Origin of the sequence: Actinoplanes sandaracinus (assembly GCF_030009775.1) — a bacterium.
Classification (GTDB): Bacteria; Actinomycetota; Actinomycetes; order Mycobacteriales; family Micromonosporaceae; genus Actinoplanes; species Actinoplanes sandaracinus.
The window spans coordinates 138,711-159,025 of sequence record NZ_JASCTH010000025.1 but is presented as its reverse complement, the minus strand read 5'-3'; the positions used below and the strand labels follow the sequence as shown (position 1 = coordinate 159,025).

Genomic DNA, 20,315 nt, shown 5'->3' with positions numbered 1-20,315 from the left:
AGCCGGCGTGCGATACGCGCCCGGACGCCACACGCGGACGTCGCGCGCACACGCGGGCGCCGAGGGAGGGGAGCCGGGATGGGACGCCCGAGCATGGCCGCGGAGCGGACCGAGCAGATCATGCGGGCCACGGGACGCTGCCTGCAGAAGCACGGTCTCGCCGGGACGACCTTGGAACGGGTCTCCGAGGAGTCCGGGCTGAGCCGCAGCCACATCCGGCACTACGTCGGCAACCGGGACGAGTTGCTCCGCAAGTTCACCACCTGGCTCTACACCGGGTACGAGGCCGAGTTCATCCGCAAGATCGCCGCGGCCGCCGACCGGGAGAAGCTGCCGATCGTGATGGACTACCTGTTCAGCAGCGGGTTCCTGCCGATCAGCGACGATGACGCGGTGATCCGCGAGCTGATCACCGCGGGCATCGCCGACGACGGCATCCGGGCCACCATGCAGGTCCACTACACGTCCGCGGTGCAGGCGGTCGAGGACGCGGTCGCCGCCGAGCACCCGGCCGCGTCGCCGGGCGCCCGGCGCACCACCGCGTACGGGCTGTGGTGCCTGGCGATGGGCAACTCGATGATGGCCGAGTTCCAGCTTCCGGCCGCCTCGGGCGGGCTGGTCCGGGCCGCGGCCGAGGCCCTGCTGGAGCGGCTCAGCCACGACTGACCGCCCGGGACGGGACCCAGCCGGGCCGCGGCACCGACGCGACCAGCCGGCGGGTGTACTCGTGGTCCGGCCGGTGCAGCACCCTCTCCACCGGCCCGGCCTCCACCACCCGCCCCCGCGACATCACCACGACGTCCTCGCACACGTGCCGCACCACCGACAGGTCGTGCGTGATGAACAGGTAGGCCACACCGGTGGCGGCCCGGGCGTCCACCAGCAGGTTCAGGATCTGCGCCTGGATCGACACGTCCAGGGCGGCCACCGCCTCGTCCAGCACCAGCAGTCGCGGCTCGGCGGCGAGCGCGCGGGCGATCGCCACCCGCTGCCGCTGCCCGCCGGACAGGTGCCGGGGCAGGGCCTCACCGAGCGCCCGGTCCAGGCCGACGAGGTCGAGCAGCTCCCCGATCCGGGACCTGTCCTTGCGGTGATGGGCGAGGACCTCGGCGAGACAGCCGCGGACCGTCTGGCGACGATCGAGGCTCTGGTACGGGTCCTGGAACACCATCTGGACGCTGCCGTTCAGGACGACCGTCCCGGAGGTGGCCTTCGTGAGGCCGGTGACGATCCGGGCGCAGGTCGTCTTGCCGGAGCCGGACTCACCGACCACGGCCAGCGAGCCGCCGGCCGCGACACGGAAGCTGACCCCGTCCACGGCGACGACACCCTTGAACTCCTTGCGCAGGTCACGAACCTCCAGCATCAACGGACCTCCTCCAGCAGGTGACAGGCGGCCGAGCCACGGAACGCCGGACGGGTGTCCCGGCAGCGGTCCTCGGCGTGCGGGCAGCGGTCGGCGAAGACGCACCCGGGCGGGGCGGTCAGCGCGGACTGCGGGACGCCGGGCACGGTCCGCAGGCGCTGCCCGGGCGGGACCGTGCCGGGGCGGGACCCGAGCAGGGCCCGCGTGTACGGGTGCCGGGCCTCGGTGTGCAGCCGGTCCGCCGGGAGGATCTCGACGATCTCACCCGCGTACATGACGGCGATCCGGTCACAGACCGCGGCGGCCAGTTCCAGGTCGTGCGTGATGAACATCAGGGCGACCGAACGCCGGCGGCGCTGCTCGTCGAGGATCGCCACCACCTCCTCCTGCGTGGTCACGTCCAGGGCGGTGGTCGGCTCGTCGGCCAGGATCAGCTTCGGCTCGGTCAGGAGAGCCGCCGCGATCACCACCCGCTGAAGCAGGCCGCCGCTCAGTTCGTACGGCCGCTGAGCGAGCCTGCGCGAGGCGTCGTCGACGCCGACCTCGGACAGTGACCCGGCGGCCTTCCTCAGGGCGTCAGCCCGGTTGACGCCCTGGTCGCGCAGCACCTCGGTGAGGAAGTCGCCGACCGTGCGGACCGGATTGACCACCGCGCGCGGGTCCTGGAAGACCATGGCCACGTCCCGAGACCTCATCCGGCGCAGCCCGGCGGCGCCGAGAGAGGCGATGTCGGCGCCTTCGAAGCGGACCGCCCCCGTGACGGCCGCCCCCTCCGGGAGCAGGCGGACCACCGATCTGACCGTCATCGACTTGCCCGAGCCGGACTCGCCCACCAGGCCGACCGCCTCCCCGGCCGCGACCGACAGTGTCACGTTCCTCAGGATGGGCCGGTCCCCCAGGCTGACCCTCAGGTTCTCGAATTCCAGCAGCGTCATCGCACGTCTCCGGAGAAGCGCGTGGCCAGCCGTTCCGCGACGGCGGTGAAGGCGACCACGGTGATCACCACCGCGACGGCGGCGGCGATGGACTGCTGCGGGAAGCCCGCGAGGATGGACGGCTGACCGTTGGCGATCATCAGGCCCCAGTCGGCGGCCGGTGGCTGCAGGCCGAGGCCGAGGAACGAGATCGAGGCCAGATCGATCATCGCGTACCCGAAGCCGATCGCGGCCTGCACCATCAGCAGTGGCGCCAGGTTGGGCACCAGATGACGCAGGCAGATGTGCCAGGCGGAGAAACCCTGCACCCGCAGCGCCTCGATATAGGGCAGGTTGCGTTCGCGCAGTGCGGCGGCCCGCATCACCCGCGCGATCACCGGAACGAACGCACATGACAGCGCCACCACCGGGGTGACGAAGCCGCTGCCGAACAGCGCGGCCACGGTGATCGCCAGGACCAGACCGGGAAAGGCGAACAGCACGTCGAGGGCCCGGGAGACCAGGGCGTCGAACCAGCCGCCGAACCAGGCCGCGCTGATCGCGACGGTCGCGCCCACGGCGCCCGCGGCCAGCACCACGATCAGCGGTCCCGCCAGGCTGGTCCGCGCACCGTGGATCAGCCGGGACAACAGGTCACGGCCCAGGTCGTCGGTGCCGAGCGGGTGCCGGGCCGTGACCGGCGCGTAGGCGTTGAGCGGGTCCAGCGCGTCCGGGTCGTAGGGCGCCACCCAGGGCGCGAGCAACGCCACCAGCACGACGAGCACGCAGACGGCCGGAGCCAGCCACCTCCTCATGCCACCCCCTCTCTCACCAGCCGTGGGTCGAGAACCGCGTTCAAGACGTCGACCAGCATGTTCACCACCACGAACACGGTCACCAGCAGCAGCGACAGGGCCTGCACCACAACCAGGTCCTGCCGGGCCGCGCTCTGCACCAGCAGCGACCCGAGCCCGCTCACCCCGAACGCCTGCTCGGCCACCGCGGTCGCCGCGAACAGCCCGGCCACCGTCACCCCGGAGACCGCGACGACCGGCGGTGCGGCGTTGCGCAGCACATGCCGGCGCAGAACGGTCCAGCGCGGCAGCCCGCGCGCCCGGGCCGCGGCCACGTGGTCGGAGGCCAGCTCGGCGCGGACCTCGGTGCGGGTGATCCGGCTGACGTAGGCGAGATAGCCGCCGCTGAGCGCCAGCGCGGGGAGTGTCAGGTGGTGGATCCGGTCGACGAAGCCGCTGCCGGACCCGTAGACCGGGAACCACGACAGCGTGGTCGCGAAGACCCAGATCAGCAGGATCGCGGCGACGAACGCCGGGGCCGCCATCAGCACCGTCGTGATCACCGTCAGAGCCTGGTCCACCTTGCGGCCACCGACGGCGGCGACGACACCCGCGGTCACCCCCACCGTCAAGATCACCAGCGAGGCGTACGCGACCAGCAGCATCGTGGTCCCGATCCGCGCCCCGATCAGTGCCGTCACCGGTTCCTTCCACACCATCGAGGCGCCCGGGTCGCCGCTGAGCAGGCCGGTCAGCCAGTGCCGGTACCGCACCGGGAACGGGTCGTCGAGGTGGTACCGCTCGCGAATCTCGGCCAGCGCCTCCGGGCTGGGCTGCTGGCCGCCGGCCAGCAGGCTCGCCGGGTCCCCGGGCGCCAGGTACAGCGCGCCGAAGATGACCAGGCTGGCCACCGCGACGGTGGCCACCACCCCGGCGAGCTTGCGCAGGACGAACCCGATCATCGGGCGCCGACCCGTGCCGCCCACGCCGAACTGATGTAGGAGAACGACGCCGGAGCACCGGTGATCCGCTTGTTCAGGAACAGGCGGTTGTGCGAGCCGGCCAGCGTGATCTGGAGTTTCGCCGGGCCGTAGACCGCCTGCGCGGCCACGAACCTCTCCGCCGAGACGGCCGGGTCGGTCGCCGAGACCGCCGCCACGATGTTCGCCGTAACGCCCGGATCCTCGTAACCGGTCCAGTTGAACGGGGCGCCCTTGAGGACGAATCCCGGCGCGTAGTACAGCGCGCCCGGCACCTCCAGGTAACCGGTGGTCGCGATCAGGTCGATGCCCTGCCGCAGCCCGGGGTCGTAGAAGAGCCCGGCGAACTCGGCCGGCTGCAACTGCCTCACGGTGACGGTCAGGCCGATCTGCTGGGCGGCGGCCTGCGCGATGGTGGCGGTCTGCAGCAGGGACTGGTCACCGGCCGGGGTCGCGATCACCAGGTCGGTCCGGGTCGGCGCGGCCTCGGTCACCAGCTTCTTGGCTGCCTCGAGATCGGCCTTGGAGGTGTCGGGGAGTGCGGCGTACCCCGCGTCGTAGATCGTCTTGGCCGGACTGCCCTGCCAGGCCAGCGGCGGGGTGAAGGTCTTGAGCGGCCGGCCGGCTCCCTTGAGCACGCTGGTCACGTAAGCGGCCTTGTCGATCGCCAGGTCGAGGGCCTGCCGGATGCGCGGGTCGGCGATCGGGCCGTCGGCGGCGACCGCGCCGAGGCTGAACGTCTCGGTGCTGGGGCCGAAGTACAGCGTGCCCGTGCCGGACCGCTGCAGCGCGGCGATGCTGCCGACCGGCGCGCCGTAGACGCCGTCGACCTCGCCGGCGAGAAGAGCGCTGGTCAGCGTGCTGTGATCGGTGAGCGGAACGAAGTCGAAGGCCGCGGCGCGCGCCTTGCGGGTGGTGTCCCAGTAGGTGTCGTTGCGCCGCACGCTGATCCTCTGGCCGTTCTGCCAGCCGTCCAGCTTGAACGGGCCGGTGCACATCAAACCGCCGCTCGCGGTGCCGAAGCCCTGGCCGGCCTTCGTCGCGAACGCCTTCTGCACGATCGCGCCGGGCACCCCGGCCATGTCTGGGATGAACTGCACGTCCGGGGTCTTGAACCGGACGGTGACCTCGAGGTCCCCGGTCCGGTCGATCGACGCGACACCGGCGAAGACGTGCGCCGCGTACGAGGCCAGCGTGGGGTCCCTGTGGCGCGACAGGCTGTAGACGACGTCATCGGCGGTCAGCGGGCTGCCGTCCCAGAAGGTGACCCCGCCGCGGACGGTGATCACCACGGTGACGGGGTCCTTCTGCACGACCGAGGTCGCCAGCCCCGGGCTGGTGGAGAAGTCGGTCTCCAGGCGCAACAGGCTCTCGCACAGGTTGGTGCCGACCGTGTTGGCGGAGTAGTCGCCGGTGCGGGCCGGGTCGAGCGAGGCGGGCTCGCCCGAGGGCAACGCCCAGGTGACCTTCTCGACGTCGCCGGTCGCGGCGGGGGTGGTCTCGACGAGTTCGATCGTCGGCGTGCCGGTCTGCCCGGTCTCCTGGCCGCCCGAGCAGGCGGTCAGGGTGAGGCCGAGCAGGAGGGCAGTCGCCGCTCTATATGCGGGCTTCAATGTTTCCCCCTGAGCGTAGGGGTCCGGGCATAGGAGCCCGGGCCGACACCGCGAGTGGTGACCGCCACAGATTTCCGCGCCGAGCCGTAGATTGTCAATCCTGGAAATCAACTATTAATTGCGCTCGTCGGCGGGGTATCGTGCTGACGAAGAACTCGGCTTCCCCCGGCTCGGCCGCCGGACGGCCGAAGTGGTGCTGGCCGCCCGCGAACGGACCGGCGCCGCGGCCACCGCGCTTACCCTGGAACTCACCCTGGAACTCACCGAGATGGGTCCGACCGTGCCGGAGACGGTCGAGGCCGCCCTCGGCCCGTTGCGCCGAGCCGGTGTGCCGACCGCCGTCGACACCGACGCGGTCCTGGAGATGCTGACCGCCCCCGTGGCGGTCAGCGCCCGGACCCGCTGACGCTGAAGCCACCGACAGCGGGGGTCAGATCCGAGTCCCCGCCGTCCCACCTCGACCGTCTCGGCTCGGCCGTCCCGGCTCGGCCGTCCCGGCCCGGTCATCTCCGGTCGCCCGGTCATCTCCGGTTCAACCGGTCATCTCCAGCGGATACCGTTCGGTTGGGCTCGGGGCGGCGCGGGGCTAGTCAGGCGCCGGCCTCGTCGAGCCGGGCCAGCTGACCGGCGTCCAGCTTGATGCCGAGCGCGGGCACCAGGTTCTCGAATTGCTCCGGGGTGCGAGGCCCGATCAGCGGTAGCACCGGCGGCTCCGACTGGTGCATCAGCCAGGAAAGCACCAGCTGGTTCGGCGTCACACCCAGCTCGGTGGCCAGTCCGGTGACCGCCTCGATCCGCGCGTCGGCGTCCGGTCCGGCATACGACTCCATCATCCAGTGCTCGGCCCGCCGCGCCGGGTCGTCATAGACACCCTTGACGATGGGCGAGTACGCCACCAGGCTCAGATCCCGGTGCTCGGCCAGATAGTCCAGCTGCTCGTCGTCGACGATCGACGCGGTGCTCAGCCCGGCCCGGCGGCGCAGGTACGAGTGCTGTTGCTGCACCGCGACGGGGGCCAGCCAGCCGTACCGGTCGCACAGCTGCCGAATCCGCTCCAGTCGCCACGTCCGCACGTTAGACCAGCCCAGATACCGCACCTTGCCGGCCGTCACCAGCCCGGCCAGCGCCTCACACGTCTCCTCCAACGGTGTGACCCGGTCGTCGACGTGCACGTAGTACAGATCAACGTGGTCGGTGCCGAGCCGCCGGAGGCTGCCGTCCAGCGCACGCCGCAGCGTGTCCGCGCCCGCCCCGGCAAAAGTCCGCCGGGCCAGGTCCCAGTTCGCCGTCCCGTCGGCGTTCCACAGATCCGGCGAGTACTCCGGCATCGCGCTGCCCTTGGTCGCCAGGAAGATCTCGTCGCGGTTGCCGTTCGCCCGCATCCAGCGGCCGAGCAGTTCCTCGCTCTCGCCGCCCCGGCTTCCCGGCTTCGTCCACCACTCGTAGCAGTCCGCGGTGTCGAGGAAGGACCCGCCCAGGTCCCGGTAGCGGTTCAGGATCCGCACCGACTCCGCCTCGCCGGTGGCGTTGCCCATCTGCATGGCCCCGAGAGCGACACTGCTGACCTGCTCGCCGGTGCGTCCCAGTTCGATGGTTCCGATACGTGTCTCGCTCATGCCCGACGACGCTATGACCTGGAGCGCACTCCAGGTCAAACAATCACTTTCCGCCTGTACGACATCACACCCCGCCGCTCCCGCCGTTCTGAAGCCCCGCCGCTACCCTCCAAACCCACAGTCCCCCGCCGCCCTCCAAACCCACGACCCAACCCACCCAGCCCAAAGCCACAACCCGCCGCCCACCGCAGGCGTGGACCGCCGCACCGCCCACGGCAGGCGTGGACCGCCACCGCGGCCTATCGCAGTGGGGCCTACCTTGTCGCAGAAAAGCTGACACCCGTAGCGGGTGTGAGTGACACCCGCTACGGGTGTCGACTCTCGATTGGCGCTACCCCGGCGGTCTCGGCTGAGCGGCCGCGCACGCCGACCGGTGAGGCGGTAAGCATGGGATACGACTCCGCTACCCCGCCTGAGCACCGGCATGGGTCACGGCAGAGACAACGGATGCGCCAGCGACGAAGCGGGCGCACGCCCGTAAGACGCTGACCCCGGCAGGAATAGACTCAACAACCGATGATCGAAGTTCCGGCGGGTGAGGTCACTCTCTCCGATCGCCGCACGCAACGCCGCTGGACCGTCCGCGTCGAGCCGTTCAGGCTGGCCGCAGTCCCCGTAACGCAGGCTCTCTACGGTGCATTGAGCGGCCGTCACCCGAGTGGCTCAAGTGGGGACGACCTACCGGTCGAAACGGTGTCCTGGTGGGACGCCCTGAACTTCTGCAACGCGCTGTCCATCAGGGACGGCCTCACCCCCGCATACCGGTTCACCCACCCAACGAGCCCACCGCCAGTCAACCCACCGCTGGGCAACCCACCGCCAGCCATCCCACTGCCGGTCAACCCACTGTCCGCCGCCGGTGCCACGCCGCCCTCCCCACCGCCCGACGGCCCGTTACCGCCCGACGCGACACCGCCCGGTGTGGCGCCATCCCTCCCAGCGCCGGGCGGCCCGCTTGCGCCCGACAACCTTCTGGTGCCCAACGGCCCGTTCCCGCTGGGTGGGCCGCCCCACGGGTCACTTCCGCCGGGTGGGCCGATCGAGCGGAACAGTCCCATCCCGCTTGACGAGGGGCTGCTGCCCGGCGGGGATGTCCTGCTGGGTGACGGCACTCCCGGTGTCATCTGGCAACGCGACGCGGACGGGTACCGGCTGCCCACCGAAGCCGAGTGGGAACACGCCTGCCGAGCCGGAACGGCCGGCCCTCGATACGGGCCGATCGACGAGATCGCCTGGTACCGGGACAACTCCGGTGAACAGCCGCGGGAGGTCGGCACCCGGCAGCCCAACGCCTGGGGCCTGCACGACATGCTCGGCAACGTCTGGGAGTGGTGCTGGGACGTCTACGACGCCGAGGTCTACGGCACCTACCGGGTACTACGTGGCGGCGGCTGGTTCGACGAGCACTGGAGTTGCCGCGCCTCGGTCCGCCGCCGCAGTCACCCCACCCTGCGTCTCGACGACGTAGGGTTCCGCCTCGCCCGCTCACTGCCCGTTACCTGACCCGCTCGCAGCAGCCCTCAGCCACCGCCCCTGCCACGCGACGGCCGGCGTCCCCAGCCGTCCCTCACCCACCCCATCCTGAACAGAAACCACCACCAGGCTACGGCCGAGACGCCCGGCCGTAGCCCACAAACCCCACCAGCAGAAACCACCGCTCGGCGACGACCGAGACGGCCAGCCGTAGCCCACAAGCCCCACCAGCAGAAACCACCGCTCGGCGACGACCGAGACGGCCAGCCGTAGCCCACACGCTCCACCACAGGCGGGAAGTACTGATGGGCTACGGCCGGGGAGGCTGGCCGTTGCGGGCGTGCCTTATCGGGGGTGGAGAGACGGGTGGGCTACGGCTCGGGGTGGGGTGCTAGGTGGGCTCTGTCGGGGGTTGGCCCTGCCTCGCTGGTCGGGGCGGCGGGCGGAGTCGGCAGGAGCAGTGGGGCAGGGTGGGGGCGGCGGCCCAGGTAGGTCGCCGCGCACATGGCGGCCACCGCGAGGAGGCCCGCCACGGGGGCGAGCGTGAACCCGTACCGGATGCCGTCGGAGACGAGCGGGCCGGTGATCGCGGCACCCGCCGCGCTGCCCACCGTGAACGCGGTGATGATCCAGGCGAACGCCTCCACCGCCGTCCCGGGCGGCGTCAGCCGGTCGGCGGCCAGGAAGACCGCGGTCAGCAGCGGCGGCAACGCCAGGCCGCTCACCGCAAGCAGCAGCGCCATCGGAACCGGCCCCGGGACCAGCAGCAACGGCACGTATCCGGCCGCGAACACCGCTGCCGTCAGCGGCAACCGGCCCGAGCCGCCGGACGTCGCCCGGGTGTAGAGCAGGCCGCCGGCGAGGGCCCCGACCGCCTGCGCGGCCAGCATCCAGCCGCTCAGCGCCCGGTTCCCGGCCGCCTCGGCATAGCCGGTGACGACCACCGGCAGACTTCCGACGGCCGCGCCGGCACAGATCACTCCGGCGACGATCATGACGAAGCGGGGTACGCGCAGCGGCCCCGCCCAGTGCCGCTCCCCCGCCTCGCCGCGCCACGTGCGCACGACCGGCGTCAGCGCGAACCCGGCCACACCCGCGAGTTGCAGCACGGCGGCGGCCAGCAGGCCCGCGGCGGGACCGGCCAGGCCCACCGCCGCCAGCGTCACGAGCGGACCGGTCACATAGATGACCTCCTGGACGGCGAGGTCCAGCGAATAGGCCGCCGGCACGCTTCCGGCCGGCACCAGCGCCGGCCACAGGGCCCGGAGACAGGCTTCGAGCGGCGGCGTCCCGAGTCCGGCGAACACCGCGCCGGCCAACAGGACCGGGACACGGTGTGCGCTGGCGGCCACCACCACGAACCCGGCGGCGGAGAGCAGCGCCGACGCCCACAGCACCGGAGGTTGGCGCCACCGGTCGACGGTCCGGGCCAGCAGGGGCGCGCTCACCGCCATCCCGGCGGTGTAGGCCGCCACGACCAGCCCGGCGAGAGCGAGGCCGTGCACCTCACGGGCGAACAGCAGCAGGGCGAGCGGGGCGGCGGCCATCGGCAGGCGGCCGGTCTGACTGAAGACGAGCAGGCGGCGTACGAACTTCGCACGCAGCACCAGCCGCAACGACGAGGGTTCAGCGGTGACAGCGGACATGGGGTATCGCTCCCGGAACGAGGGAAGTTTCTGACCGGCGGACAGGCCACAGGGGCCGTGCCGGGTCAGGGAGCGAAGTCGGCCCGGTCGTGATCGTTGCCGTAGAGCGGCAGGTCAGGCGTGTTCCACCGCGCATACGCGGCGGCGACAGCCTCGACCGGTCTCATGCCCGCACCCTAGCTCACCCCGCGCGGCCATCCACCCGCCCAGCCCCGTCCGACCACGCCTCCCGTCCCCCGCCTCGTTCCCGTTTCCGTTCGTGTTCCCGTTTCCGTTCGTGGCCCCGTTCCCGTTCGTGTCCCCGTCCCGACGGTCCGCCAAGCCCTTCGCCATTCCCACCTCTCCCTCGGCTCCGGCCCCTCGTTCGCCCCAGGCCCGCTGCCTCCACCGAACCTCTTTCACTCCGAGCCCGCGTTCCCGCCGCCCGTGCCGAGTCCGACGGCGACCAGGTCCGGCACGGGCGGCCGGGGCCGCCACAGACGGCCAGGGCTGGCACGGACGTCGAGGCCGGGGCGGACGGCCGGGAGCGAGGGCGGCGTCAGCCGATGTTTGGCCGCGGTTGTTTGCCGGGAAGTGGTGTGAGCGGGGACGTCATCTCGTGGACAGTGCCGGCTCGACGGTCCGGGCGCGGGAGCGCTGCGTCAGCAGCACACAGGCGAGCACCAGCACGGCCGCGCCCACCGAGGAGAAGCCGACCGTCTCGCCGAGCAGCAGCGCCGACCAGAGCAGCGTCAACACCGGCTGGACGAGCTGAATCTGACCGACCCGGGCGATGCCCCCGCGGGCGAGTCCGGCGTACCAGGCGAAGAACCCGAGGAACATGGAGACCACGGTGAGATAGCCGAACGCCGCCCAGCCGGTCCCGGTGGCGTGCGGCGGATGCGCGACCGCGGCGACGACCGTGATCGGGACGGTCACCGGCAGCGCGACCAGCAGCGCCCAGCAGATCGTCCGGGCGCCGCCCAGTTGTCTCGACAGCACGCCGCCCTCGGCGTAGCCCAGCCCGCACAGCACCACCGCGGCGAGCAGGTAGACGTCGGTCACCGCGAGGGATCCGTGCACCGTCCCGCTGACGACGAGGAAGGTCAGCACCGCGACCAGCCCGCACCCGCTGGCCACCCAGAACAGCACCGGTGGCCGTTCCCCCGCACGGACCACCGCGAACATCGCGGTCAACGCCGGGAGGAGGGCGACGACGACCGCCCCGTGCGCCGAGGTCTGCGTGGTCAGCGCCAGCGAGGTGAACAGCGGGAAACCGGCGACCACGCCGAGCGCCACGATCGCCAGCCGCCGGACCTGCTCCCGGGTCGGCCGCGGCGCCCCACTGCACCACAGGTAGGCGGCGGCCAGGGCGGCCGCGCCGACCGCCCGGCCGAAAGCGACGAACCACGGGTCGAGGTGCTGCACCGCGACGCGGGTGGCGGGAATCGACATGCTGAACGCGAGCACGCCCAGCGCTCCCAGCGTTATCGCGCCGGTGACAGTAGCGCTACTCTTGTCTCTCATGAATGATAGTAACGCAGCCGACCGGATCGTCCAAGATCTGCGGGCGGTGGCGGCCGCCGCATCGCCCGGCACTCGGTTGCCGTCGGTGCGCGACCTGACCGCCCGGCACCTCGCGTCGCCGGTCACCGTCGCCGCCGCCATCCGCCGGCTCGTGTCGGAAGGGCTGGTGGAGACCCGGTCCGGGCAGGGCACCTTCGTCGCGGCCCGCCCGCTCGCCGACGCCGCCCCTGTTGACCTGTCCTGGCAGACGGTCGCTCTCGGGCCGCGCAGGTTCGGCGAGGAGGAGATGCAGGCGTTACTGGCGATACCGCCGTCCGGGGCCATCCCGCTATCCGGCGGCTATCTCGACGCCGACCTGCAGCCGACCGCGGCGCTGGGAGCGGCGCTCGCCCGGGCCGCCCGGCACCCGGCGTCGTGGCAGCGCGGGCCGGTCGAGGGACGGGAGGATCTGCGGGCCTGGTTCGCCCGCGACACCGGGCTGCGCGCGGACGACATGGTGATCTGCCCCGGTGGTCAGGCCGCCCTGTCCTCCACCCTGCGCGCCTTCACCGAGCCCGGCGACACCCTGCTCGTCGAGTCCCCGACCTACCTCGGCGCCCTCGCCACCGCCCACGCCGCCGGGCTGCGGGTGGTCCCGGTCCCCACCGACGGCGACGGCGTCCGCCCCGACCAGCTGGCCGCCGCGTTCGCCCGCACCGGCGCCCGCCTCTTCTACTGCCAGCCCCTCTACGCGAACCCGAGCGGCGCCACTCTCGCCCCGGCCCGCCGCCCCGCGGTGATGGCCGCCCTCCGCGACGCCGGCGCCTTCCTCATCGAGGACGACTACGCCCGCGACCTGGCCATCGACGGTGACCCGCCACCTCCGCTGGCCGCCACCGACCCCGACGGTCACGTCATCTACCTGCGCTCTCTCACCAAACCGGCCGCACCCGGGCTGCGCGTGGCCGCCCTCGGCGCCCGCGGCCCCGCCGGCGCCCGCCTCCGCGCCGCCCGTCTCCTCGACGACTTCTTCGTCGCCGGCCCTCTGCAACAGGCCACCCTGGACTTCGTCACCAGTCCGGCGTGGTCGCGTCACCGCCGCCAACTGGGCGCCGCCCTCCGCACCCGCCGCGACGCGCTCCTCACCGCCCTCCATCGACACCTGCCCACCCTCGTCCCGGCGACGATCCCGCGCGGTGGCCTGCACCTGTGGGCGCGCCTCCCCGACGGCGCCGACGACACGGCGATCGCGGCCGCGGCGGCCACCGCCGGGGTCATCGTGTTCCCCGGCCGGCCCTGGCACGCCGCCGAACCGCCGGCTCCCTACCTCCGCCTGACCTTCGCCGCGGCTCCGCCCGACGCGATGGACGAGGCCGTACGCCGCCTCGCCACCGCCCTGCAGCGTCCGGCCAGTGGGGCCGGATAGGTTGGCGCGATGCCGCTCGACACGCCGCGGCCACTGACGGCAACGAGCGGCCACGACCGGACGGGGCTGCACGCCATCGAGTTCCCCGGGGGTGAAGGAACCGCGGGACCAGGTACTACTGGTGCGGGCGATCCCGGGCAGTGGGGTGCGGCACGAGCGATGTCGTCATGGCGGCCGGTGCGCACGTCACCGGGAGCTGCGGGAACAGGGCTGACCCACGGGCGTCTCCGCGCAGCAGCCCGCAGCCGGCCCAGCGGTCCGGACCGGGCCGGACGTCGCGCCGGAGCCACAGCGCCTCCTGCTGGGCGTACGAGATGAGGGTTTAAGGCGGGCGGAGACGCGGCGCCGCGGGGAGACCTGAGCCGGGGCGAGGGCCGCGCGGGTTCGTGGGAGGCTCAGGTGCCGCAGAAGGTGCGGTAGGCGCCGAAGTCCGGCGGGGCCGGCTCGGCGAAACGGGCGAGGCCCGGCCGCTCGTCGAACGGCGCGGTGACCGCTTCGAGGAGCCGGTGCAGCGGAGCCAGGTCGCCGTCGGTGGCGGCGGCGAGGGCCTCCTCGACGAGGTGGTTGCGGGGGATGTAGACCGGGTTGGCGCGGTTCATCGCGTCGAGGTCGGGATCGAGGGCGCGCCACCGTTTGATCCAGTCGAGGAAGGGGTCGGGTGATTCCTCCGGCGTCCGCCGCGCGGTCTGCGCCGGCTCGCCGGCGCGGCGGGCGGCCTCGTCGGCCGCCAGCTGGCGGAAGAACGAGGTGAAGTCGGTGCGGTGGGTCTTGAGCAGGGCCAGCAGGTCCTCGGTGAGGGCCGTGTCGGCCTCGCGCAGGCCGAGCTTGGCGCGGAATCCGGCGAGCGTCGCGGCGGCATAGCGGGTGCGGAAACCGCCCAGGGCCTCGGTGGCTTTCGCGATGGCGCGGTCCTGGTCGTCGTCGAAGAGCGGGAGCATCGCCTCGGCGAGACGGGCGAGGTTCCACTGGGCGATGGTGGGCTGGTTGCCATAGGCGTAGCGCCCACCCTCGTCGATCGAGCTGAAGACGGTCGCCGGGTCGAAGGCGTCCATGAAGGCGCACGGACCGTAATCGATGGTCTCGCCGGAAATCGTCATGTTGTCGGTGTTCATGACGCCGTGGACGAAGCCGGTCAGCATCCAGTCGGCGACCAGGTCGGCCTGCGCGCCGACGACCGCCCGGTAGAGGCCGAACGCGTCGCCGGCGCCCGGGTGGTGGCGGCTGAGGGCGTGGTCGGCGAGACGGCGCAGCAGGCCGTCGTCACCGGTGGCGCGGGCGAACTGGAAGCTGCCGACCCGCAGGTGGCTGGCGGCGACCCGGACGAGGATCGCGCCGGGCGCGAGATTGTCCCGGACGATCGACTTCCCGGTGGCGATCACCGCGAGCGACCGGGTGGTGGGGATGCCGAGGGCGTGCATGGCCTCGCTGATCACGAACTCGCGCAGCATCGGCCCGACCGCGGCCAGCCCGTCGCCACCACGGGCGAAGGGGGTGCGGCCGGAGCCTTTGAGGTGCAGATCGCGGCCGTCGATCTCACCCAGAAGCAGCGCCCGGCCGTCGCCGAGGCGGGGTGAGTAGCCGCCGAACTGGTGGCCGGCGTAGGCCTGGGCGACCGGCTTGGCGCCGTCGGGCAGGCCGGTGCCGGTGAGGAACCGCAGGCCGTCGGGGCCGCGCAGCCAGCCGGCGTCGAGGCCGAGCTCGGCGGCGAGCGGCTCGTTGAGGACGAGCAGGCGCGGCGCGGGCGGCTCGGCGGCCTGCCACGGCACCGCCATCTCAGGCAGTTCGTCGGCGAAACGGGTACCGAGGGTGGGGGCGTCGCTCACCGCACCAACGCTACGTCGCGATCCGCCGGGCCGCCGCCCGCGGGCCGCGAGAGGGCCGGGGCGGCGGGGCTGACGGATGGCGGAGGCCCGCATCCGTGTACTCCGAAAGGTGAAAACCCGACACACTAGGTGGCCGGGACGCGGCATGCGTTGCGGGGCCGGTGGCACCCCTGTGCCGGTCGCACGGCCGTCCGGCGGCCAGTGGTGATCAACAACGCCGGACACCCCTTCAAAACTGCCGGTTAAGGGGTCGCCGCAGATCAGGGGCCACCCTTATGATCCTCGGGCTCTATAGATCTCGAGGTGTTTGCATGCGTGAGTTCTCCGTGCCCGAACGGGTGGGCGCCTTCGGCGCGCTCGCCGCCGTCGGTGCGGTGGTCTGGCCGACGGTCACCGCCAGTACCGGATTGGGCCTGCCGTGCCCACTCCGGACGATGACCGGCGTGCCGTGCCCCGGTTGCGGTCTGACGACCGCCGCCGTGGCGTTGGTGCGTGGCCAGTTCGACACGGCTCTCCACGCGAACCCTCTGATCTTCGGCTTGGCGGCGTTGACCGTCGCCGCCGGTCCACTCGTGGCGCTGCGTGCCGCGGGTGTGCTGGACCGGCCGCGCCCGTGGTCGCCGCGACAACGGCGGCGGATGGGCTGGATCGCTGGGCTGCTCGCTGTCGCGAGCTGGCTTTTCCAACTGCATCGGCTCTGACCGAGCCCGCCCTTCTTAAGGATCGAAGTATGAGCTACCCGCCCCCGCCCCCCAATGACCCCTACTCGAACCAGCCGTCTCAGCCGTACGGCCAGCCCGCCTACGGCCAGCCCGCTTACGGCCAGCCCGCCACCGCCGCCTACGCCGGCTGGGGCGCCCGGGTCGGCGCCTACCTGGTCGACTACCTCGTCGCCGTGCCGTTCGGCATCCTCGCCGTGGTTCTCGGCATGGGGACGGACGCGGCCACCGGCCTGCCGACCATCAACGCGTTCTACTACATCTTCTTCCTGCTCGCCATCGTCGTGAGCGGCTACAACCGCTGGTTCCTGGCCGGCAAGACCGGCCAGAGCTGGGGCCGCAAGGCGCTGGGCATCCGGCTCGTCGGCGAGAACACCGGTCAGCCGATCGGCGCGGGCGGCGCGTTCGTGCGCGACCTGGCCCACATCCTCGACTCGCTGGCCTGCGGCATCGGCTACCTGTTCCCGCTGTGGGACGCCAAGAAGCAGACCTTCGCCGACAAGGTGTGCAAGACCCTCGTCGTGCGCTGAGCCTGACCCGACGGCCCGGCCGGTCTTCTCCAAGACCGGCCGGGCCGTCGCATTTCCGGTCGCCTCCGGTTTTCCGGTCGTTCTCCGGGGTACGCCTCCGGCCGTGACTCCTGATGCGGTGGTCGTCGGGCAACTGGCACGCGACCTGGTGCTCCTCGTCGACGACATGCCGGATGCCGGTGGCGCGGCGGACGTGCGGCTGCGCCGCGAGATGCTCGGCGGCAAAGGCGCCAACCAGGCCGTCGCCCTGGCTCAGCTCGGCATGTTCCCCGCGCTGGTCGCCGTCTGCGGCACCGACCCGGCCGGCGACGAACTGCTGGCCCAGGCCCACCGCGACGGCGTCGACGTGTCGATGGTGGCCCGCCGCTCCGGGGCGCCCACCGGGTTGATCGTCGAAGCGCTGGACGGTGCCGGGCACTGGCGCTACCTGCAGCACCTGCCCGAGCCGATGCTGCTCACCGCGGCGGACGTCGACCGGGCCGCCGGCCGGCTACGGGCGGCCGGCGCGGTCCTCGTCCAGTTGCAGCAGCCGCCGGCCGCGACCCTCGCCGCCGCCCGGCACGGGCGGGCCGGTGGCGCGCTCGTGGTGCTCGACGGCGTGCCGGGCGACGATGAGCGTGAGGCGCTGCTCGCCACCGCCGACGTGCTCCGCGTCGACGAGCAGGAGGCGCGGTTGCTCACCGGGTCGCCGGGCGACGACCCGGACCGGCTGCGCGCGGCCGCCCGGGAACTGCTCGCCGCCGGACCGGGACTGGTGGTGCTGGGGCTGGCGGACGGCAACCTGTTCGTCTGGCGGAATCCCCGGTGGGGCGCGGGTGACCTGCTGCTTCCGCTCACCGACGAGAAGGTCGTGGACACCACCGGGGCCGGTGACGCGTTCACGGCGGCGCTCGCCGTCACGCTGCTGCGCGGGGAGCCCGTGGAGGTGGCGGCGCGCTACGCGGTCGCGGCGGCCGGTGTCACGGTGCGTCATCCCGGGGGTCGTCCCGATCTCCGCGACAAAGAGCTGCGCGAACGACTCGGCTGAGCGGGCTCCCGCGGCGGTCCGGGGCGACCGGGTCAGCGTGCGGCGCAGAAGCGGGCCAGTTCCTCGGTGCCTTTCGGCTCCATCCACTCGTAGGTGCCGCGCAGCAGGTCGGCCCGCTGGTCGACGGTCTTGACGGCGGCCGTCATCTCGCCCCACGGCATCGACACGTGCAGGAGGGTGCGCTCTATCCCGTACGGCAGGGAGGGAAGGTTGTCGTCGGTGGTCGCCCGCAGCAGCAGGCCGTCGATGGAGATGTCCTCGACGCGGCCGGTGAGCGGGACCAGGCGGCGGCCGTCGATGTTCTCGACCTGCGCGGTGCCGACGGCCGGATAGGTGCCGGGCCGCCGGGCCGCGCCGCGCCGCTGGACCACGTCGGTCGGGGCGTCGCCGAGGACCGAGAGCTGGTCGTTGCGGAGTTCGGCCTCGACCCAGGTCACTCCGGAGGCGGTGACCAGTTCCAGGACGCCGATCCGGCGGACGCCGGGCCCGTCCAGGCTGAGCACCGGGATCGGCGGCAGCTCGGCGACGAACGGCGCCCGCACCTCGGCGAGCGAGACGAGGACGATCGCCTGCGTATCCGGGCAGCGCAGCGTGAGACTGCTCCCGGCCGGCACGGTGATCATCGTTCCTCCCGGTGCTAGCGCCGCCGACGAACCGCACGTTACCGGCCGCGCGGCGGCGCTTGGCGGGCATACGCGAAAAGTCAGCACGCCGGCGGCCGGCCGGTGGGAGGCCCGTCAGTGATCCGGGAGGCGGATGTCGTCGACCTTGACCGTGCAGTCGCTGACGTGCAGCCCGTACTTCTCGACCGCCTCGATGACGGCGCTGCGGACCGCGGCCGTGACGTCGGCCACCACCTCGCCGGCCGAGATGACCAGCACGACGGTGATCTCCACGTCGGTGCCGTCCACCTTGGCCCGCACGCCACGGGTGGCGTCGCCGACCTTGTCCAGGCCGATCTTGTCCAGCACCGAGTTGAAGAACCGGGCCACGTCGCCGCCGAGCTCCGTCACACCGGGCACCGAGCGGGCGGCTGAGGAGGCGATCTTCTCGATCACCTCACGCTCGAACTTGGTCGCGCCCCGGTAGGCCGCGACCTCGATGACCCCGGCGCCGCCGTGCTGCGGCGGCACGGCCGGGACCACGGCCGGCAGGTAGAACTCCTGCGTGCGGTCCGCGTGGAACTCGGCCTCGTCACTCATATCCGTCCCTCTGCCCCATCCGAATTAGAACGGGCAGAGCCTACTAGTGAACTTTCCTCACCCGAGGCCCGAGGCCCGAGGCCCGAGGCGTGCCAACGGGTTCCTGGCATACCCGCGCCCCTCGCGCCTGCCTCGCCGCCAACCAGACGGACGAGCCACACGTCGATGTGTTGCTTGCAATAGTGTGTGAGACACACTATCGTTAGCCGCATGACAATGGATGCGACGCTCTCGGGGCATCTGCAAGAGCTGCGCCGCGGCACGGTCGTCGTCGCGAGTCTCACCGTCCTGCGGGAGCCGGGCTATGGATACTCGCTGCTCGAAACGTTGAGCGCGGCCGGATTCGAGGTGGAGGCGAACACCCTCTATCCCCTGCTGCGGCGCCTGGAGGCGCAGGGCCTGCTGACCAGTTCGTGGAACACCGACGAGGCACGGCCGCGGAAGTTCTACCGCACCACCGAGCAGGGTGACGCCATCGCGGCGGCGCTGCGCGGCGAGTGGGCGCGGCTGGACAAGGCGGTCGGAGACCTGGACACCCCCACCGGCACCACTGCAGGGAGCGAGCAATGAACAGCCTCATCGACCGCTACGTCTTCACCGTGCTGCGCCGGGTTCCCGAGCAGCAGCGATCCGACATCGAGCAGGAGCTGCGCACCTCCATCGACGACGCGGTCGACGCCCGGGTCGGCTCCGGCGAGGCCCCGGACACCGCCGTCGAGCAGGCCTTGTTGGAGCTGGGAGACCCCGACCGGCTGGCCGACGGTTACGCCGGCCGCCCGCGATACCTGATCGGCCCCGAGTTCTACCAGATCTGGCGGCGGATGCTGGTCATGCTGCTCTCGACGGTGCTTCCGGTGGTGGTCACCGTCGCCGCCGTCATCCGGGTCCTCGACCAGGCGACGATCGGCGAGGTCATCGGCACCGTCGTCGGGACGGCGCTGACCGTCGGCGCGCACATGGTGTTCTGGGTGACGCTCATCTTCGCGCTGCTGGACCGCGCCGGGGTGGCCGGGCCCCAGCTGCGCCGCAAGCCCTGGTCGCCGGACGATCTGCCGCACTACGAGGCCGGTTTCCTGACTCCCGCCAACACGGCGGCCGCTGTGGTGTGGCCGGTGCTGCTGATCGCGGGCCTGGTTCTGCAGCAGTTCGGGTTCACCGAGGCGCCCGTGCTCGACCCGGCGAACTGGTCGTTCTGGTGGCCGTACCTCATCGGGGTCCTGATCCTGGAGGCCCTCTATCCGGTGTGGCTGTTGCGCCGGGGCGCCTGGACGCACACGGCGACCGCCGTCAACGCGGCGCTGGCGGTGCTGTTCGCCGCGCCGGTGATCTGGCTGGCCGCGACCGGGCGGTTCTTCAACCCGGAGTGGATCGCCTCGCTGAACTGGGGCGCCACCGACCCGCTGGACTGGCTCACCGGCGTCGTGATCGTCATCACGGTGCTCGCCGCGATCTGGGACGTCGTCGAGGTCGGGGTCCGTGCCGAACGCGCCCGCCGCGGCCTGGCGACCCCGGTTCCCGGCACCGGCCGCGAGTTCACCTCGCCCCTGTCCTGATCCCACCCGCGCCCCGCACGCCCGGCCCGGTCCAGTCCGGTCCGATCGACGTCCTGAGCTCGGTGGCGGCCGGCGAGGGAGGACGGCGGAAGAGGCCCTGAGATTGAGCTCAACTCGGTCCGCGGGATGCCGATTCTCGCGGCACTGC

The 20,315-nt window shown here is 72.3% G+C and carries 20 protein-coding genes; 9 read left to right on the top strand and 11 right to left on the bottom strand.

Annotated features, from left to right (window positions below):
• The first annotated feature begins 78 nt into the window (after positions 1-78).
• Positions 79-666, top strand: coding sequence for a TetR/AcrR family transcriptional regulator (locus QLQ12_RS33105; RefSeq protein WP_282764582.1), 588 nt, complete (start codon positions 79-81; stop codon positions 664-666).
• Here QLQ12_RS33105 and QLQ12_RS33100 read toward each other — a convergent pair.
• From QLQ12_RS33100 to QLQ12_RS33080, 5 genes are read right to left on the bottom strand one after another with little or no spacing between them, the layout of a single operon-like run.
• Positions 653-1,366, bottom strand: coding sequence for an ABC transporter ATP-binding protein (locus tag QLQ12_RS33100; RefSeq protein ID WP_282764581.1), 714 nt, complete (start codon positions 1,364-1,366; stop codon positions 653-655). The two genes, QLQ12_RS33105 and QLQ12_RS33100, sit on opposite strands and share 14 nt — an antisense overlap.
• A complete protein-coding gene (locus tag QLQ12_RS33095; protein WP_282764578.1) occupies positions 1,366-2,301 on the bottom strand; it encodes an ABC transporter ATP-binding protein in 936 nt (311 codons plus the stop codon). Before QLQ12_RS33095 ends, QLQ12_RS33100 begins: the two co-directional genes overlap by 1 nt.
• Positions 2,298-3,095 (bottom strand): ABC transporter permease, encoded by a 798-nt coding sequence (locus QLQ12_RS33090; protein ID WP_282764576.1) that lies wholly within the window; start codon positions 3,093-3,095, stop codon positions 2,298-2,300. The genes QLQ12_RS33095 and QLQ12_RS33090 overlap by 4 nt, the downstream gene beginning before the upstream one ends.
• Positions 3,092-4,036 carry an ABC transporter permease gene (locus QLQ12_RS33085; RefSeq protein ID WP_282764574.1) on the bottom strand — a complete coding sequence of 315 codons (945 nt, stop codon included), beginning with the start codon at positions 4,034-4,036 and terminating at the stop codon, positions 3,092-3,094. The genes QLQ12_RS33090 and QLQ12_RS33085 overlap by 4 nt, the downstream gene beginning before the upstream one ends.
• Positions 4,033-5,667, bottom strand: coding sequence for an ABC transporter substrate-binding protein (locus tag QLQ12_RS33080; protein ID WP_282764572.1), 1,635 nt, complete (start codon positions 5,665-5,667; stop codon positions 4,033-4,035). Before QLQ12_RS33080 ends, QLQ12_RS33085 begins: the two co-directional genes overlap by 4 nt.
• A gap of 118 nt (positions 5,668-5,785) precedes the next feature.
• Here QLQ12_RS33080 and QLQ12_RS33075 point away from each other — a divergent pair, with 118 nt between their 5' ends.
• The gene (locus QLQ12_RS33075) at positions 5,786-6,073 is read left to right on the top strand and encodes a hypothetical protein (protein WP_282764570.1); all 288 of its coding nucleotides are present in this window, start codon (positions 5,786-5,788) and stop codon (positions 6,071-6,073) included.
• Between the two features lie 184 nt (positions 6,074-6,257).
• On the opposite strand, the gene QLQ12_RS33070 is transcribed toward QLQ12_RS33075, so the two are convergent.
• The gene (locus QLQ12_RS33070) at positions 6,258-7,283 is read right to left on the bottom strand and encodes an aldo/keto reductase (protein WP_282764568.1); all 1,026 of its coding nucleotides are present in this window, start codon (positions 7,281-7,283) and stop codon (positions 6,258-6,260) included.
• 516 nt (positions 7,284-7,799) lie between these two features.
• Here QLQ12_RS33070 and QLQ12_RS33065 point away from each other — a divergent pair.
• Complete coding sequence (locus QLQ12_RS33065; RefSeq protein WP_282764566.1) at positions 7,800-8,786, top strand: formylglycine-generating enzyme family protein; 987 nt, start codon at positions 7,800-7,802, stop codon at positions 8,784-8,786.
• 341 nt (positions 8,787-9,127) lie between these two features.
• On the opposite strand, the gene QLQ12_RS33060 is transcribed toward QLQ12_RS33065, so the two are convergent.
• Positions 9,128-10,402 carry an MFS transporter gene (locus tag QLQ12_RS33060; protein WP_282764564.1) on the bottom strand — a complete coding sequence of 425 codons (1,275 nt, stop codon included), beginning with the start codon at positions 10,400-10,402 and terminating at the stop codon, positions 9,128-9,130.
• A 591-nt stretch (positions 10,403-10,993) separates the two neighbouring features.
• The gene (locus QLQ12_RS33055) at positions 10,994-11,908 is read right to left on the bottom strand and encodes a DMT family transporter (RefSeq protein WP_282764562.1); all 915 of its coding nucleotides are present in this window, start codon (positions 11,906-11,908) and stop codon (positions 10,994-10,996) included.
• On the opposite strand from QLQ12_RS33055, the gene QLQ12_RS33050 reads away from it, so the two are divergent.
• Positions 11,907-13,313 carry an aminotransferase-like domain-containing protein gene (locus QLQ12_RS33050; RefSeq protein ID WP_282764560.1) on the top strand — a complete coding sequence of 469 codons (1,407 nt, stop codon included), beginning with the start codon at positions 11,907-11,909 and terminating at the stop codon, positions 13,311-13,313. The genes QLQ12_RS33055 and QLQ12_RS33050 overlap by 2 nt on opposite strands.
• A gap of 395 nt (positions 13,314-13,708) precedes the next feature.
• On the opposite strand, the gene QLQ12_RS33045 is transcribed toward QLQ12_RS33050, so the two are convergent.
• Positions 13,709-15,136: a protein adenylyltransferase SelO gene (locus tag QLQ12_RS33045; protein WP_282764558.1), complete on the bottom strand. Its 1,428-nt coding sequence runs from the start codon at positions 15,134-15,136 to the stop codon at positions 13,709-13,711.
• A gap of 311 nt (positions 15,137-15,447) precedes the next feature.
• On the opposite strand from QLQ12_RS33045, the gene QLQ12_RS33040 reads away from it, so the two are divergent.
• From QLQ12_RS33040 to QLQ12_RS33030, 3 genes are all read left to right on the top strand, one after another.
• Complete coding sequence (locus QLQ12_RS33040) at positions 15,448-15,837, top strand: DUF2752 domain-containing protein (RefSeq protein ID WP_282764556.1); 390 nt, start codon at positions 15,448-15,450, stop codon at positions 15,835-15,837.
• Between the two features lie 29 nt (positions 15,838-15,866).
• A complete protein-coding gene (locus QLQ12_RS33035) occupies positions 15,867-16,385 on the top strand; it encodes an RDD family protein (protein WP_282764554.1) in 519 nt (172 codons plus the stop codon).
• A gap of 103 nt (positions 16,386-16,488) precedes the next feature.
• A complete protein-coding gene (locus tag QLQ12_RS33030; RefSeq protein ID WP_282764552.1) occupies positions 16,489-17,412 on the top strand; it encodes a PfkB family carbohydrate kinase in 924 nt (307 codons plus the stop codon).
• 32 nt (positions 17,413-17,444) lie between these two features.
• Here the strand turns inward: QLQ12_RS33030 and QLQ12_RS33025 are convergent, their stop codons facing one another.
• Positions 17,445-18,035 (bottom strand): hypothetical protein, encoded by a 591-nt coding sequence (locus QLQ12_RS33025; RefSeq protein ID WP_282764550.1) that lies wholly within the window; start codon positions 18,033-18,035, stop codon positions 17,445-17,447.
• A gap of 114 nt (positions 18,036-18,149) precedes the next feature.
• Complete coding sequence (locus QLQ12_RS33020) at positions 18,150-18,614, bottom strand: Asp23/Gls24 family envelope stress response protein (protein WP_282764548.1); 465 nt, start codon at positions 18,612-18,614, stop codon at positions 18,150-18,152.
• 210 nt (positions 18,615-18,824) lie between these two features.
• On the opposite strand from QLQ12_RS33020, the gene QLQ12_RS33015 reads away from it, so the two are divergent.
• Both QLQ12_RS33015 and QLQ12_RS33010 read left to right on the top strand, forming a co-directional pair.
• Positions 18,825-19,184, top strand: coding sequence for a PadR family transcriptional regulator (locus QLQ12_RS33015; protein WP_282764545.1), 360 nt, complete (start codon positions 18,825-18,827; stop codon positions 19,182-19,184).
• On the top strand, positions 19,181-20,167 hold the full coding sequence (locus tag QLQ12_RS33010) for a permease prefix domain 1-containing protein (protein WP_282764543.1): 987 nt from the start codon (positions 19,181-19,183) through the stop codon (positions 20,165-20,167). The genes QLQ12_RS33015 and QLQ12_RS33010 overlap by 4 nt, the downstream gene beginning before the upstream one ends.
• Positions 20,168-20,315 lie beyond the last annotated feature (148 nt).